10 protein-coding genes and 1 pseudogene are annotated in these 15,383 nt (G+C 51.3%); 3 read left to right on the forward strand and 8 right to left on the reverse strand.

Going from position 1 to position 15,383, the window contains the following annotated elements; all coding sequences use genetic code 11:
* Positions 1-122 precede the first annotated feature (122 nt).
* Positions 123-563, forward strand: a complete 441-nt coding sequence (locus tag HY879_01955; protein ID MBI5602097.1) for a cytochrome c3 family protein — start codon at positions 123-125, stop codon at positions 561-563.
* A gap of 58 nt (positions 564-621) precedes the next feature.
* Here HY879_01955 and HY879_01960 read toward each other — a convergent pair whose 3' ends face one another.
* From HY879_01960 to HY879_01970, 3 genes are all read right to left on the reverse strand, one after another.
* On the reverse strand, positions 622-810 hold the full coding sequence (locus tag HY879_01960; GenBank protein ID MBI5602098.1) for a ferredoxin family protein: 189 nt from the start codon (positions 808-810) through the stop codon (positions 622-624).
* A 174-nt stretch (positions 811-984) separates the two neighbouring features.
* Complete coding sequence (locus HY879_01965) at positions 985-2,001, reverse strand: hypothetical protein (GenBank protein MBI5602099.1); 1,017 nt, start codon at positions 1,999-2,001, stop codon at positions 985-987.
* A gap of 1 nt (position 2,002) precedes the next feature.
* Entirely contained in the window at positions 2,003-2,566 is a 564-nt protein-coding gene (locus HY879_01970) for a DsbA family protein (GenBank protein ID MBI5602100.1), read from the reverse strand.
* A gap of 496 nt (positions 2,567-3,062) precedes the next feature.
* On the opposite strand from HY879_01970, the gene HY879_01975 reads away from it, so the two are divergent.
* The gene (locus tag HY879_01975) at positions 3,063-4,274 is read left to right on the forward strand and encodes an HD-GYP domain-containing protein (GenBank protein MBI5602101.1); all 1,212 of its coding nucleotides are present in this window, start codon (positions 3,063-3,065) and stop codon (positions 4,272-4,274) included.
* A 29-nt stretch (positions 4,275-4,303) separates the two neighbouring features.
* On the opposite strand, the gene HY879_01980 is transcribed toward HY879_01975, so the two are convergent.
* Positions 4,304-4,789, reverse strand: a complete 486-nt coding sequence (locus HY879_01980) for a hypothetical protein (GenBank protein ID MBI5602102.1) — start codon at positions 4,787-4,789, stop codon at positions 4,304-4,306.
* 105 nt (positions 4,790-4,894) lie between these two features.
* On the opposite strand from HY879_01980, the pseudogene HY879_01985 reads away from it, so the two are divergent.
* Positions 4,895-5,980: pseudogene (locus HY879_01985) on the forward strand (hypothetical protein).
* A 261-nt stretch (positions 5,981-6,241) separates the two neighbouring features.
* On the opposite strand, the gene HY879_01990 reads toward HY879_01985, so the two are convergent.
* The 4 genes from HY879_01990 to HY879_02005 form a co-directional block, all read right to left on the reverse strand.
* The gene (locus HY879_01990) at positions 6,242-7,180 is read right to left on the reverse strand and encodes a carbamate kinase (protein ID MBI5602103.1); all 939 of its coding nucleotides are present in this window, start codon (positions 7,178-7,180) and stop codon (positions 6,242-6,244) included.
* Positions 7,181-7,193: 13 nt separating this feature from the next.
* Complete coding sequence (locus HY879_01995; protein ID MBI5602104.1) at positions 7,194-8,537, reverse strand: GTPase; 1,344 nt, start codon at positions 8,535-8,537, stop codon at positions 7,194-7,196.
* A 410-nt stretch (positions 8,538-8,947) separates the two neighbouring features.
* Positions 8,948-12,550, reverse strand: a complete 3,603-nt coding sequence (locus tag HY879_02000) for a bifunctional proline dehydrogenase/L-glutamate gamma-semialdehyde dehydrogenase (protein MBI5602105.1) — start codon at positions 12,548-12,550, stop codon at positions 8,948-8,950.
* Between the two features lie 276 nt (positions 12,551-12,826).
* Positions 12,827-15,223 (reverse strand): penicillin acylase family protein, encoded by a 2,397-nt coding sequence (locus HY879_02005; GenBank protein ID MBI5602106.1) that lies wholly within the window; start codon positions 15,221-15,223, stop codon positions 12,827-12,829.
* Positions 15,224-15,383 lie beyond the last annotated feature (160 nt).

Raw genomic sequence — 15,383 nt, forward strand, 5'->3', positions numbered from 1 at the left:
AGTATCCGTCTTCCAAGGAGCCTATTTTCATGCTTCGTGGTGCCATGCCCCAAAAGGCGGGGCGTGGCGGTTTAGTTCGAAAATAGCATTTCAAAAGTTATTGATTGTTTAGGAGGAGGGAGGTGAAACAAAAGATGAAAAAAGGCCTGGTAATAATGTCGATAATAACGGCGTTTATTTTTTCCTTAGGGTTGATGGCCTGGGTTTATGCCGCCGATAAAGCCCCTGATTCCTTTAAAATAGATAATGATAAGGCATTATTTAAGGATGGCAAGCGGACCAAACCAGCGGTGGAATTTACCCACCTGAAACACGAAAAAGATCACAAAATAGCTTGCACCGAATGCCACCACGTCTATAAGGACGGCAAAAATACCTGGAAGCAGGGGAATAAGGTTCAGAAGTGCAGCGAATGTCACAAGGCAGCGGAGGAAGGCAAAAAGTTGACCCTCCAGAATTCCTTTCATAAAAATTGCAAGGATTGCCACACCAAATTGAAGACAGAAGGCAAGAAAACAGGGCCAACCCTATGTGCTCAGTGCCATGTAACGGAAAAGAAGTAAGCAATTTTAGATAAAAAAAACAAAGGCCTGCTGGAAATTCTCCAACCAGGCCTTTGTTTTATATCTCTGTTACCGTAATCGCCTGGAATTCGCAAACCTCGATACAGCTTTCACAGCCCAGACATTCATCGGCTTGAACCGGAACGGCTTTACCATCTTGGAGCTCAAAAACATCCACCGGACAGACCTCTACACATTCTTCATCACCGACACACTTATCCGGGTCCACTTCGACCTTAAACATAATTCATCTCTTTTCTGGTTTTAATTTTTAACGTTTTGTAAAAAGGCACTACAAATCGATCATATTTGAACCACTGGGGTTTCTAAGACTATTTATTTAGGAGAAATAAAAAAAGTTGTCAAGTGAAAAGCAACCTTACATCATTTCTGTAGGTGGGTTCCGTTTCACTCCACCACCCTACAGGGGAGACCATGGGGAAAGCAGGATCAATTGGTCTGACCCCCTTTGATTCGAAGAAGGCTTTACCGGGGGAAGTACAAGATTATATCTGCCGCCGGCCGGCCATCCCAGGCCGGATAAAGACTTTTGAAAATCGAGGATTAATTCTTCTTGAGGAGAGGCTATAAGGGATTTTAGAAGGCCTGGGAGGTCCTTCGCCGGCTTAGAAAAGCGTGTCTCTGATTGTTTCAGGAAATCATCCAAACTCAGGGAACCCAAATCCGGTAAAGGGATAGAAATGGCCCGGCCTTCTTCGGGATCCTGGCCATAGTTTTCGGCCCAAACCCATAACTGATTAGTAAAAAGAATTAATGGTTCAGGGACCAGTCGATTCTTTAATTCCCGCCAGGCCGTCAGGGCCAAGGGGCAAATGATCTCGACGGCCTTTCTTTTTACCCCCGGATGCTCGGGGAAACTGAAATCCAGTCCTTCCTCGATATTTTCCTGCCAGCCTTGGGCCAGGTTTTTTTCCTGTTCCTCGATTCTGACTAAAGAGGCCTCCAGTTCCCATTCCTCCAGCATCCATTCATGGATCAGGGAAAGGAGAACCTGGCCGTCAATGGCCGAAGAATCCTTTGCTCCCTTCTGGAAAGGTTGTCCTTTTAAAAGGCCGAAGATTTCTTCCTGGGTCTCCTGATTCTCCCCGTGGGATACTTCCTTGAGATATTTCAGCATCCCCTGATCCGGCTTGCCGGCTATATAGGTCCGGATGGACCTCAGGCTTCTGTCCTTTGCCCGGATTTCCTCCTGGGTTCGCTCCAGGGAACGGACCTGTAACAATCCCTGATCCATCAGGGACTGGTGGGACGGGGACAAGGATAATGGAAAAGGGTGCAGTAATAGGGCCTGTTGAAACAATAGGATAGACCAGGCTAAGGCTTCTTCTTCCAGCAAGGTGTAAGGACATATCAGGGCCGGTTGTATGGGATCGGAAATCATGGACGAGAATTTATGGGGGAAAATGGTCTTTGTCAACTCAATCTCCCATTCGCTTCTTTACCCCGGCGGCCTCTAAAAATTTACCCATTTTTTCATAAGGCTGGGCGCCGACCAAAGAATTGCCGTTCAAAACGAATGTCGGAACGGCTTGAATGCCCAGGCTCCGAGATCTGGCCCAGTCCGAATCGACCGCCATTTTAAAGGTCCTTTTTTTCAAAATTTCTCCGGCTTCCTTTCCGGGGAGCCCGATACCTTCGGCAAGCTTTTGGAGTTCATCCATTTTCCCGATATTGATACCCTGGACAAAATTAGCCTGGAAAACCACCTGGTGGAAGGGACCTTCCTGCCCTTTGGTGCCGGCCCATTTGGACAGTTCTTGGGCTAACCGGCTGTTATAGATCATCTTCTGATCTCCAAAGGGCAATCCGCTATCCTGGGCCGCCTTTTTCAGACGGGTCATGATCTGCTGGATATCCAGACGCCCGGCAAAAAACTCTTCCAGGGTTTGTCCCTCTTCAGGGGTTTCGGGATGGAGCGGGAAGGCCGTCCATCGGATGTCCAATTCAAATTCTTTTTGTAAACGATCAATACGCCCGGTAATGAAATAGCACCAGGGTCAGACATAATCTGAAAAAATTTCTAAAAGGGGGAGATCAGGCATGGATTTCCTTTCCAAATAATACGGAAAAAAAGTTTCAAGATGCAAGATGCAAGTATGAAACATATTAAAATCATTTAACCTATAAATAGCCTATAACCTTGTGAGGCATTTTCATATTTGATGAATTCGCAAAAAATCGCCGAAACCCGCATTACGTCATTCCGGCGAAAGCCGGAATCCAGTGTTTTTATCAGGTTAGAATTTCCTGGACCCCGGCTTGCGCCGGGATGACGAGTTTTTACGAGACCATCATATTTCATGGTGCCCTTAAGGCCACATTTTTTAAATACCATGTTCTGCCGGAAGTTCAAAGGGGAAAATTTTTCCGATTATTAAAGTTGGGGTATAAATATGTCGATTAAACAAGGGAGGGAGCGGAAATTTTTCAGGATCCAAGGGGGATAAAATTTAACTCATTCCAGGGGAATTTTTAGCAATGATCAAAAAAATTGAGTCCGACCATTTAACTATCGGGATGTATGTCAATCAATTGGACCGTCCTTATCTTGAAACCCCGTTTTTGAGCCACAAGTTCTTTCTCAAAACCCCGAAACAGATAGATCAGCTCCGTAAATATTGCCGGTATGTTTATGTTGATACAGAGAAAGGGATGGATATCGATCCGGTTCAGGAAGTCCCCAAGGCGGATCTTGTTGAAAACGCTTTCTTAAGTGTCGGGAACAGCAGGAAAAAGGATGATAAAACTTCAATCCTGGGGGATAGAGAGATCCATCGAGCCTTAGAGGTTCATAATCAGGCCCAAAAAGTTATCGGAAAAATTCTGGAGGATGTAAGACTCGGTGAAAGCATAAAAACGGCTGAAGCCAAACAAGCGGTTAATGCCATCGTAAACAGTCTTATAGAAGATCAAGATGCTCTGCTCTGTTTTTCGCAGTTGAAGACCCGGGATGAATATACGGCTTTTCATTCCATTAATGTCAGCATCCTCTCGGTCGCTTTCGGCAAGCAGTTGGGACTGAGTGTCGAAGAACTGCAGATTTTGGGTTTAGGGGGTTTATTGCATGATATTGGAAAAATGAGGATCCCTCTTGAGATTTTAAACAAACCCGGCAAACTGACCGATGCGGAATTTGAAATCATGAAAAGTCATGTCCTTTTGGCCAAAGACCTGCTGGAAAGAGCCGGGGATTTTCCTGTGAAGGCCATGGAGGTCGTGCTGCAGCATCACGAAAGATATGACGGCCGGGGGTACCCTTCCGGTCTGATCGGCAACCAGATCGATCTTTTTGGAAGGATCGCTTCCATCGTAGATGTTTATGATGCCATTTCCAGCGATCGGATTTACCGAAATGCCATGCCCCCTCATGAGGCCATAAAACGGATCTATGAGTGGAGTGCAACGGACTTTGAACGATCCCTGGTGGAACATTTTATCAAAGCTATTGGGATATACCCTGTCGGGAGCCTGGTGGAAATTAACCGTTCCGATGTCGGGATGGTCGTCTCCACGAGTCAAAAAGATGCCCTGAAGCCGGTAGTCCTCCTCCTCTTTGACAGCCAAAAACAGAAATACAAACCGCCCCGGTTGATTGATCTCACGGAAAAAGATCCTGTTTTTAATAGTTCTTTTTGGTCAGTCAGTAAGGTTTTGGGCCCGGCCGGGAAAGAAATTTTATCCGCACTATAAACAGGTTTGAATCCATTCTCCGGGAATTCTTATTCCCAGCGTCCTTGATAACATTCCTCGACCCAAACCCCCGGCCTCGGACTATAATAAGTACAACGGCCGGGGACCCAGACCGGACTATGGGGCGGAAACCACTCCCGATCCATATAGGGGGCCGATTCAAATGGACTGTTCCATGAAGAGGCGTAATCGTCATAAGGCGGATCATATTCTTTAGCCGGAGGATAATAGACCGGTGGTGGAGGGGGCGGGTAATAGGCCGGCGGCGACTGATAAGCCGGAGGATAAACAGGCCGATCATTTCGATAGGCAGGTGAAAAGGTCCACCCCAAAACGCCTCCGATTATTAATCCGGGGAGGAACCAGTCAAAGCCGGAATGACGGGACCCACGATGGGACGGATAACTTCCTCTGGGACCGTGGAATCCGCGAGAGGGAACCTTCCCATAACTTATGGGGATAGAAAAAGCCCAGGTTAAACCAATAGCCAATAACAGGGTCGTGAGTTTTTTCATTTTTTCTCCTGACTCTTTACAGTTCGGGGGAAATAGTCCATAATTTATAAGACCAACAACAAAATAAAAAGTTAAAAAATCCTTTATAAGGAGGTCAGCAGGAACATGCCTTTCAAGCTTCCCCCTTTCAGCCCTCCGGATTTTACCAGTCCCCCTTTTAGCCATGCACCGACGGTGATTTTCAAAAAAGTAATTCAAAAGGGGAGCGCACCGGAGAACTATCATGCCACTTCCATTTATCCGGAATTTTTCCAGATCCGCAAGGGCCAATGGCTGCTTCCGGAAAACTCCCGTATGGACTGTGTGGTGGTCCTGGAGGACAGGGACCGTCTGAGTGTTAAAGAATTCCGAAATCTACAGAAAGGAGACCGGGTTGCCCTGGGCCGGAGGGAAAACGGAGAAGAGGGTATTTTTGTGCATACCGGCGGCTTTGGTTTTCCCGAGAAATACTCCGAAAAATTCGCCTTCCGAAAAAGGATAACCCGGGAGACCTCCTTTTCCATCGACTACGATGAACTTTATGAATTGCTCGAATATGACCGGCAAGAGGGCTTCATCCTCTGGGTCCTTGGGCCGGCGGTCGTGTTCGACTATGATGCCCGTCAGGCCTTTGCCGGACTGATTGATCGGGGTTATGTTCACGGACTTTTGGCCGGGAACGCCCTGGCCGCCCATGATCTGGAAGGGGCCCTTTTCGGAACGGCTCTGGGCCAGGAGATCTACTCCAAAAAATCAGTGCCCCTGGGCCATTATAAACACCTGGATGCCATCAATCGGATCAGGGCCTTGGGTTCCCTTAAAGGGGCGGTCCGCCAAGGCCTGATACAAAATGGCTTGATGCGGGCGGCCATCCTGAAAAAAATTCCCTATGTGCTGGCCGGATCTATTCGCGATGACGGGCCTTTGCCGGAGGTTATCGGAAATGCCTACACGGCCCAGGACCGGATGCGGAAACTGACGGCCCGGGCCACGACCGTTATCGCCATGGCTACCCAACTCCATGCCATTGCCACAGGCAATATGGTGCCTTCCTACCGGGTATTATCAGAGGGCCAGGTACGGCCGGTCTATTTTTATTCGGTGGATATGTCTGAATTTGCTGTGACCAAACTGGCCGACCGCGGGTCTTTGACGGCCCGTTCCATTTTGACCAATGTCCAGGATTTTGTGGTTACCGTGGAAAGGGGGCTTAGGAAACGGTACGGGGGTTTGTTAGAAAATAGCATTCAGGGGTCGGGGAGCAGGGGTCAGGGCATAGAATAAAGTTTCAAGATACAAGTTTCAAGTTGCAGGGGGGAAAAAACCCTGAACCCTGAACCTTGACGGATTCGTAAAAAGTCCGGGAGACCCCAATTTCGTCATTCCCGCCTGCGCGGGAATGACGAGTTTTTACATAGTCATCAACCTTGAACCTGACTTCATTTTTCGTGGTGCCCGTTAAGGACTTTCTTCTTACCGGACGAATTCCGTGCCGGCCTTTCCGGCAACGGCCTCTTCTATCTGCTCGATGGAGGTGATCACGGCCCTACGGCCCCCCTGGGCCATAAATTTTATAGCCGCTTCCACCTTGGGGCCCATGGAGCCTGCAGGAAAATGGCCTTCGTTGAGATAACTACGGGCTTCGGCCAGGGTCAGACGGCGCAGGAAATCCTGATCCGGACTTCCATAACCAAGGGCCGCACCCGGTACATCGGTGGCCATCAGAAAAAGGTCCACCCCGACCTCCTGAGCCAGAACGGCGCTGGCCAGGTCCTTGTCGATCACGGCATCCACCCCGCAAAAGGTCCTTCCCTCCCGGATTACCGGAATACCTCCCCCTCCGCAGCAGATGACGATAAAACCCATCTCGATGAGTTTTTTTATCTCCCGTTTTTCCACGATGGTAACCGGCTGCGGGGAGGCCACCACCCGCCGGTATCCTTTGGGGGTGTTTCGAGTAGGATAGGGCAGGGTGAGAGCCTTTTCCTTCGAAAAGGCCGGTCCGATGGGTTTGGAGGGCTTTAGAAAGGCCGGGTCATTTTCCTGGACCACGACATAACTGAGGAGACTGACGATGTATTTCTGTTGGTCCAGACCCAGTTCCATCAACTGGCTGTCCAGGGTGGATTCGATCATATAACCGATCTGGCCCTGGGTTTGGGCCACCAGGATTTCCAGAGGCAAAGGAGGGAAGGACCGGCAGGATTCCTGCTGTAAAAGCAAATGGCCTACTTGCGGCCCGTTTCCATGGGTGATGATGATTCGATAGGACTCTGAAAGACGGGCGATCTGACGGATCGGGATTTTCAGGGTCTGAAATTGTTCTTCGATAGACCCTTCCTGGCCTTTTTGGATGAGGGCGTTCCCTCCAAGGGCCACCAGGAGGACTTCTTTTCTTTTTTGGGTTCCCATTTCCCCCCGCCTTTTACCCGGAAGGCCTTTTGGATGCATCCAGGGCCTGGAGCCGCCTTATCAGGCATTCCTCCAAAAGCGGCGTTCCATAATCCCGGTATTCGTAACGGACCCGAAGGGTGGGTTTGTTGATCGATAAGACCTTGGTCAACTGGATGGGCGTGGCGAAAAGGACCAGGTCGCAATCGACGCTGTTGATAGTCATTTCCAGATCCTTAATCTGTTCCTGGCTGTAACCCATGGATGGGAGTATGGGTCCTATATGCGGATAGGTTTGAAAGACCTGTTTTATGGTCCCGGCGGCAAAGGGCCGGGGATCGACGATTTCCGCGGCTTGAAACTCCGTAGCAGCGATAAAGCCGGCCCCGAAGGACATTTCTCCGTGGGTCAAGGTCGGGCCGTCTTCCACCACCAGGACCCTTTTCCCCTGGATCAACTCGGGATGGCTGACCAGAACAGGCGATTGGGCCAGGACAATTTCGGCCTTGGGGGCATGGCGTTGGATATTTTCCCGAATCTGCTCCACATGGGCAAAGGGGGCCGTATCCACCTTGTTGATGATGGCTATATCGGCCATGAGCATATTGGTCTCACCCGGGTAATAGAGGGATTCATGCCCCGGCCGGTGGGGATCGAAAAGGACCAGGTGCACATCGGGAAAATAAAAAGGGGTGTCGTTATTTCCTCCGTCCCAGACGATGACCTCGGCCTCCTGTTGGGCCGCCTTAAGGATCAGCCCATAGTCCACCCCGGCATAGACCACGATGCCCAGGTCCACCAGGGGTTCATATTCTTCCCGTTCTTCCAGGGTGCAATGATGCCTTTCGAAATCTTCATAGGCGGCAAACCGTTGAACGATCTGGACACTCAGGTCGCCATAAGGCATGGGATGACGGACCACCACCACCTTACGGTTAAACCGGTGGAGTATTTCGCAGACTTTACGGGTGGTTTGGGATTTCCCCGCTCCGGTCCGAACAGCACAGACGGCTACCACAGGCTTATTGGACCGGAGCATGGTATAAGTCGCCCCGATCAGAATAAAGTCGGCCCCTTCGGCCATGGCAATGGAAGCCTTATGCATCACCTCCACATGGGGGACGTCGCTATAGGAAAAGGCCACCAGATCCACCCGGTGTTCCCGAATAAGCCGGACCAGGTGACTTTCAGGATAAACGGGGATCCCTTGGGGATAAGACTTTCCCGAAAGTTCCGGCGGATAAAGCCGTCCCTCGATAGAGGGGATCTGGGCGGCCGTAAAGGCCACCACCCGGTAACGGGGATTGTCTCTGAAATAAACGTTGAAATTATGAAAGTCCCGGCCGGCCGCTCCCATAATAATGACTTTTTCGATCATCTTTTCCTCAGCCTTTTGCAACAACAAGATAGGTTCAAGGCACCACGAAACATGGGAATATTGAATATCGAATAATGAATATCGAATGTCGAAGGAATGTAAAAACAAATTACTTCATGATTCGAAATTCGATGTTCGATATTCAAGAGGTTCTTTTAAAAGTCTTAATTATGCAAAATTAACACCCAATAGGTCAGCCGTCCCGGCTGACTATCAAATGGTTTTAACCTATTGTCAGGCAGGATGCCTGACCTATTTTTACTACGCTGCAAGTATCATGAAATATGAGAAGGGAATTCTCCGAACATTCATACTTGAAACTTACATCTTGAATCTTGCAACTTTATTGTCGCATTAACCCCTCATGCCCCAATGAATCTCAGCAACCAGTATCCAGTATCTACCATCTATTAAAGAACCGCCCGCTCTCCCAGATTCCCATAGCGATGATAGTTGTCACAGACCGACTGTTCCCGAAAATACCACAACAGCTCAATACGGCCTTCCGCCATGATCTTGGAGCGGGCGATAAAAAAACCGACTTGGGCTGGGGCCTGAAAAACTTCCGGGGGCACCCGGTTTGGTGAGGCATAACGGATACGGGAGATATGGGGGATCATCCGGACCAGGTCTGCATCCGTGTGCCGGTCAATGGGGACAGGGCCGCTGAATTTCCGGCCTTCCGGACCGGAAAGAAAATCCATGGCCGGGGTATTCAGATCCGGAGGGGCGCTTAAAATAAAGGGGCATGCAGCGATTCTGGCCCCGGCGATCCTGGCCAGGATCTCAAAAAGGGAGTCCATGGGATGGATCCGGACCAGAACCCTTCCGGCCGGGATATAACGGAGCAGGTTATCCTGGCCCCGAAGATGAAAATAATCTTTTTTCTTAAAAAACTCGTTTTCCGCCTGAAACAGATAGCTTCTCACGGCCCGGATGGTTTGCCTGAGATCGGGTTCCCATTCAAGCAGTTGTCCCCAATCCAGCTTTTGTTCCCATTCCAGCATAAGCCTTAAAAGGGTATGATCCTTTTCAAGGGCGCCCGTTGAAGGAGGACCGGTTTCCTCAAAGTCCATAAACTGGACTACATAACTGGGTCCACCGACTTTGATGCCCGATCCCAGGCCGGACTTGCCCCAGCCTCCGAAGGGCTGGCGCAAGACCCTGGCCCCGGTGGTCTCCCGGTTGATATAGAGAGTCCCGGCTTTAATCTTCTCTTTCCAAAGTTCCTGCTCCCGGGGGTCGATACTTTCCAGACCGGAGGTGAGCCCATAGCCGGTTTGATTGACCAGATCAATGGCCTGATCCAGGTTTTCTGCGGCCATCACGCCCAAAAGGGGGCCGAAGAATTCGGTCAGGTGCGTATAGCTGCCCGGCTGGACGCCCCATTTGATGCCTGGTGTCCACAAGTGGGGGTTTCCGGGGACATTTTCCGGCTTCAAGGCCCAGGATTCCCCGGGTTCGAGCCGGGTCAAAGCATTGATCAGATCCGCTTCCGGCGGTTGAATCAAAGGCCCCATCCGGTTTTGAAATTCCCAGGCCGATCCCACAGACAGGCTCCTGACGGCATCGACCAGCCTTATTTTGAATTTGGGGTCTTCAAAGACTTCTTTTTCCAGGATAAGCAGGGAAGTGGCCGAACATTTCTGGCCGCTGTTGCTGAAGGCCGATTGTACGCAATCCTTGATGGCCTGGTCCCGGTCCGACATGGCCGTCACAATGGTGGCATTCTTGCCGCCGGTCTCAGCCGCCAGATAGAGATTTGGGCGTTGTTTTAACAAAGCCCGGCCGGTGGCGGTGCTGCCGGTGAAAATCAGGCCATCGATATCCGGATGAGCGGCCAGTTTTGCTCCGGTCGTCGACCCGGAGCAGGGTAAAAACTGTAAGACTTTTTTGGAAATACCGGCCCTCCAGAAACATTGGCAAAGGACCCAGCCCACCAGGACGGCGGCCGAGGCCGGTTTGAAGAGGACCGTATTGCCGGCGGAAAGTAAGGCCGTAATCCCCCCGCAGGGGATGGCAATGGGGAAGTTCCAGGGTGAAATGACCAGACCCACCCCTTTTCCCCGGCATTGGATAGAGTTCCTCTCGGAGAGATCCTTTATCGACCAGGGATAGTATTCGGCGAAATCGATGGCCTCGGAAACTTCCGGATCGGATTCGGTGAATATTTTTCCCGTGTTGGCCGCAGCCGCACCGACCAGGTCCCCCCTGGCGGCGCGCAGTTCCCGGGCCACCTGCGAAAGCACGGCCCACCGTTCTGAAAGGGGTTTGGCCCTCCAGCCATCCGGATCGGCCCTGGCTATGGCCACGGCCTGATCGATGTCCGAATCGTTGGCTTGCGCATAAGCAGCCACCTGGATGGCGTCAAGATATTGAGAGGGATCGAAACAGGGCCGCAGGTCCCTGCCCTGGAAAATTTCCTTTCCCCCGATCACCAGGGGAATTTCGATGGGCGGATCTTCTTTTTTCTTTTTCCATTTCCCAGGGATCGTTTCGGCCCATTTTCGGTTGGCCGGCAGGGACCAGTCGGTATCCGGCTCATTTTTAAATGCCCCTTGAAAAAGGGCCCCCTGCTTCCCTGAAAATTTTTCCTCCAACCGGTTTTGATTGCGGTGGGATTTACTCCGGAGCAGGTCGGGAAAAGAAAAAGAGGCCAGGAATTGTTTTTTCAGAAATTCCCATTCTTTGGAATGGACTTCCAGCCGGGGTGCATAGCGCAGATAATTTTCCTCAGAGGTGTTTTCATCCAGCCGCCGGATCAGGTAGGCGATGGCGTTGATAAATTGTTCTCTGGTGGCCACCGGCGCATAAAGAACGAGTTCCTGTCCGGTTTCCTGAATGGCCCGCCGGACGTGATCGGCCATCCCTTCCAGCATTTCAAAGGAGAAATAAGGGGTAACCCCGTAGGTTTGGGCCAGACGGTGGGCATAGGCCAGTTCAAAGAGATTGTGGGAGGCAATGCCGAGATGAACGGCTTGAATGTTCTCCGGTCTGAAGCCATACTCCATCATACGCCGGTAATTGCCATCCACGTCGCCTTTGCAGTTGTAGGGCGACAAGGGCCAGTTGCGGATGGCGGCCTCGACCTGTTCCATCTCCAGGTTGGCCCCTTTGACCAGGCGGATTTTGACCGGCCTCCCTCCGGCGGCCTGCCTTTTTTTGGCCCAGTGCGTTAAGGCCTGCTGGATTTCAAAAGATTCCGGAAGATAGGCCTGCAAGGCCAGACCGGCGGAATAGTCCTGAAATTCTTCCTGGTCCAGGGTTCTTTGAAAGGCTTTCACCGTCAGTTCCAGATCCCGGAATTCTTCCATGTCCAGATTGACGAACTTGGAGACCAGGGTGCCGTCTTTTCGTCTGAAAAGGTTTTCCCCGGCCGCCCGGTATAATTGGGCAAGGCGGTCCTGGAGGATGTCGACGGTATATTCAAAGGCCAAAGGTTGGATTTGGGAAAAAATGGTTGAGATCTTGACCGAGATATATTCGATTTCCGGTTCCTTCAAGGCCTCCAGATAGGATTGGAGACGAAAGAGGGCTTCTTCTTCTCCGAGAACGGCCTCTCCCAGATGATTGACATTCACCCGCACATTTTCCATTTTTCTTTTCTGCAGATAGGGAAGAAAAACCTTCCTCTCACCGGGAATGACCGATCGGGAACTGTCTTCGCGCATCTTCTCCACCATGGTGGGCACGGAAATATGGGGAAAATGCCGGCCGATCCCTAAGAATAGCCGCATGAGTACTTTCTCGGTGGTATTGAAGAAATGCGGGACCCCGTATTGCTGGAATATATAATTGACCTGATCGGCCACCCGCTCGTCATCCTGAGAGCGAAAGCTCTGGTCGATCATCTTCAGCATGACAAAGCGGTCAGTGGGATGGTCCAAGAGTCTTTTTAAGTGCTCATGAATAATTTTTTCTTCATGAGTCAAAAGCTGATTGGCCCGATTTTGCCAGGTTTCGGCTAAAGAGACGGCCTCGGTTTTCAGATGATCAGGGGGGTAGGGGGCCATGGGATCGACTCCTGTGGGTTAGTTCGAAAATAAAGTTTCAAGATGCAAGTTTCAAGTATGAAAAACCTTGGCCTTGAAGCTATTTTCATGCTTCGTGGTGACCCAATGGGTCATGAGGGTTTAGTATGAAAATACAAATATTGAATATCGAACATCGAATTTCGAATCATGAAGTGATTGGTTTTTGCCTTCCTTCGACATTCATTATTCGTTATTCGATATTCGACATTCTCTTGTTTCGTCGTACCCCATAATGCCTGAGGGCTTAGTTGCCCATTACCTGGGGCTAAGGATCAGGGTTTGCCGGGCATGGTCTCTGATGGCCTTATCGCTGAACCACCAATAGAGCTTTTCGCCTTCCATAAAGGGTTTGATCTGGTCTGTGGTATGAGGGTCGAAGACCCGGGCGGTGATCCCGCCGGGCAGGACCGCGACGATTTTGTCCTCATCGGCCAAATCGGCCACCATGCGCATAGAGGCCGAAATCGTTACCCCGAAGGGTTGGTTGAAGCCATAGATGCCCCGGTACAGGGTTTCCCCCGAGCCCCCCATCGGGTTGGAGCCGCCGCCCAGAAGACCCTTGCCAAAGCCTTTCCGCCGGATGGGGCTGACCAATTCCAGTTGATGCACCTTGCCCCAGAGCCAATTCTCGGGATTCACTCCGAGGCTTGGGGTTAACTCTTCTATTACGGTTTTGGCGGCCTTATGAAAAAGGTCCTCCTGGGCTTTCTTCGTCTGATCCATTGTTAAGTCACCGGGCCAGGGTAAGGTCCCTTTAATCACCATATCCTGGAGCCGTTCCTGCCAGAAGTACCAGTTGTCGAGCATCAGTGCCGTCAATTCCGGGCCCAGTTTTTCGGAAAAGACCATCAGGGCGAATTTGCGGTAGACGGCCTGAAAGATGGTCGGAGCTGCCAGATCCTTGTCATCCTGGAAATCCCACTTGCTGAGAATGGCGGCCAGGGGTTTGGTGTCCTCATGGGCCATAAGGGCCTTGACCATGACGGGGGTGATCTCCCTGGCCATAAGGTTCAGGGTATCCCGCTGAAATTGCCAGTGGTCGTCTGCGGATTTGACTCCCGGCCCATCCAGAAGCTCGCTTAGACGCCGGTAGCGGTAAGAGGGCGACAGGTGGGAAGAGTAATAGAAGGGATAGTCCTTGGGTACGGTGTCATGGTTGCAGGTCCCCAGCCATCCCCTTTCCGGATTATGGGACTGGGGCATCTTTTCATAAGGGATCCAGCCGATCCAGTTGTCCTGACCGTCCTTTACAACAAAGGGGACGGTTCCGTCCTTCTGGGAACGGATGGGGAGCTTCCCCGAGGTCTGCCAGCCGATGTTGCCTTTGATGTCGGCAAAGACAAAATTAAGGCCGATCCAATTTACCCCTTTCAATGCCTCCCGGACTTCCATAACCGACCGGGCCTCCTGGACCTTGTCCAGGCCCAAGGCGGGCCCCATGGTCTCAAAGGGGGCCCAGCGCAGGGTGATCACTTTATGGCCCTTCAAACCCGGAAGGATGCCGGAGACCACCGGTCCCCTTTTGGTGGTCCTGATCCGGATGGTTTCCAGGCGAAACCCTTCGGGGGCCTTCTTGTCCTTGATCTTGAGAGTCTCTTCAATCCATTGAAATGGAACCGATAGAGCCCCCTCCAGGTATCGGCCGGGGTCTTTCGGGTCAAGGGTTTCGATATACAGGTCCTGGGTGTCCCCATAACTGTTGGTGATACCCACGGCGATATGGCTGTTCCTGCCGACCACCAGAGAAGGGGTGCCGGGTATTCCGGCACCGACAAATCTCATCTCCGGGGTGATCAGACCCACGGGGTACCATGGTCCGGGGAGGATCCGGGCATCCAGATGGGGATCATTGGCCAGGACCGGTTTGCCGCCCGGCGAGGTCTTGGGACCCACTACCCAGTTGTTGCTCCCTATCCGCAGGGAATCCGTTTCCAGAAAACTGAGAAGGGCCTGGTCCGGACCGAGGTTAATGCCGGTTACTTCCTGGTCTGATCCGGTATTGGCCTGTCGGCCCCTGTCTTTATTGTCGGGGTTGATATTAAGGGGAAAGATCTCCCGGGCCTTTTCCAGTCCGAGCTTTTCGACCAGCATCTGGGCAATGATCTCGGTCCCCAGATTGGCCGATGAACCCCAGCTCATATAATACATGATGGTCAGGGCATCTTCGATGCGCCAGGGCTGGGCGACGATACCGGAGAGTTTGAATTCCAAGGGGATGGATTCGGGATTTTCCCGGATACAGGCGTTGATGCCGTCCACGTATCGTTGCAGGTTGCGCCGGGTCGGTTCGTCCAGCAACGGGGCATGCCTTTGGGCATTGCGGAAAAAGCCGATGGTCCGCATCCGGATATCGAGGCCTTTGGTTTCTTCGCCGGCCATCTCCGAGAGACGGCCCGAGGCAAAGAGCCGGGTCAGCTCCATTTGGAATAACCGGTCCTGGGCGCTAACGAATCCCTGGGCAAAGAGGACGTCATCCATGTTCTGGGCATAGAGGTAAGCCATGCCCTTTTCATCCCGCAGAACGTTCACCTTTTCTTTGAGGCCTGAGAGGCCGAGCTCTCCATCCCTCTGATACCGATTCAAGGCCGAACAGCCGGCAAGACAACATAGGAAGAGAACACCCAAGACTGCAGACCATTTTCTAATATTCATTTCTCCGCCCCCTTTAAGTATGAATTTGAAGGTGAATATCTTTGGTTAGTTTTTTTTCTCCTCCAGTATATTGCCCAAAGCCATTATGAGGTTATTCCTGCTTGAAACTTGAAATTTGCATCTTGAAACTTACTTTTCCTACTGAAGTATAGAAGAAAGC

Source organism: Deltaproteobacteria bacterium, from assembly GCA_016219225.1.
Lineage (GTDB): Bacteria > Desulfobacterota > RBG-13-43-22 > RBG-13-43-22 > RBG-13-43-22 > RBG-13-43-22.

Coding starts and splice junctions, on each gene's coding strand:
- HY879_02000 (MBI5602105.1), bottom strand. CDS start 12,550: ATGGCCCCCTACCCCCCTGATCATCTGAAAACCGAGGCCGTCTCTTTA.
- HY879_01990 (MBI5602103.1), bottom strand. CDS start 7,180: ATGGGAACCCAAAAAAGAAAAGAAGTCCTCCTGGTGGCCCTTGGAGGG.
- HY879_01980 (MBI5602102.1), bottom strand. CDS start 4,789: ATGAAAAAACTCACGACCCTGTTATTGGCTATTGGTTTAACCTGGGCT.
- HY879_01995 (MBI5602104.1), bottom strand. CDS start 8,537: ATGATCGAAAAAGTCATTATTATGGGAGCGGCCGGCCGGGACTTTCAT.
- HY879_02005 (MBI5602106.1), bottom strand. CDS start 15,223: ATGAATATTAGAAAATGGTCTGCAGTCTTGGGTGTTCTCTTCCTATGT.
- HY879_01975 (MBI5602101.1), top strand. CDS start 3,063: ATGATCAAAAAAATTGAGTCCGACCATTTAACTATCGGGATGTATGTC.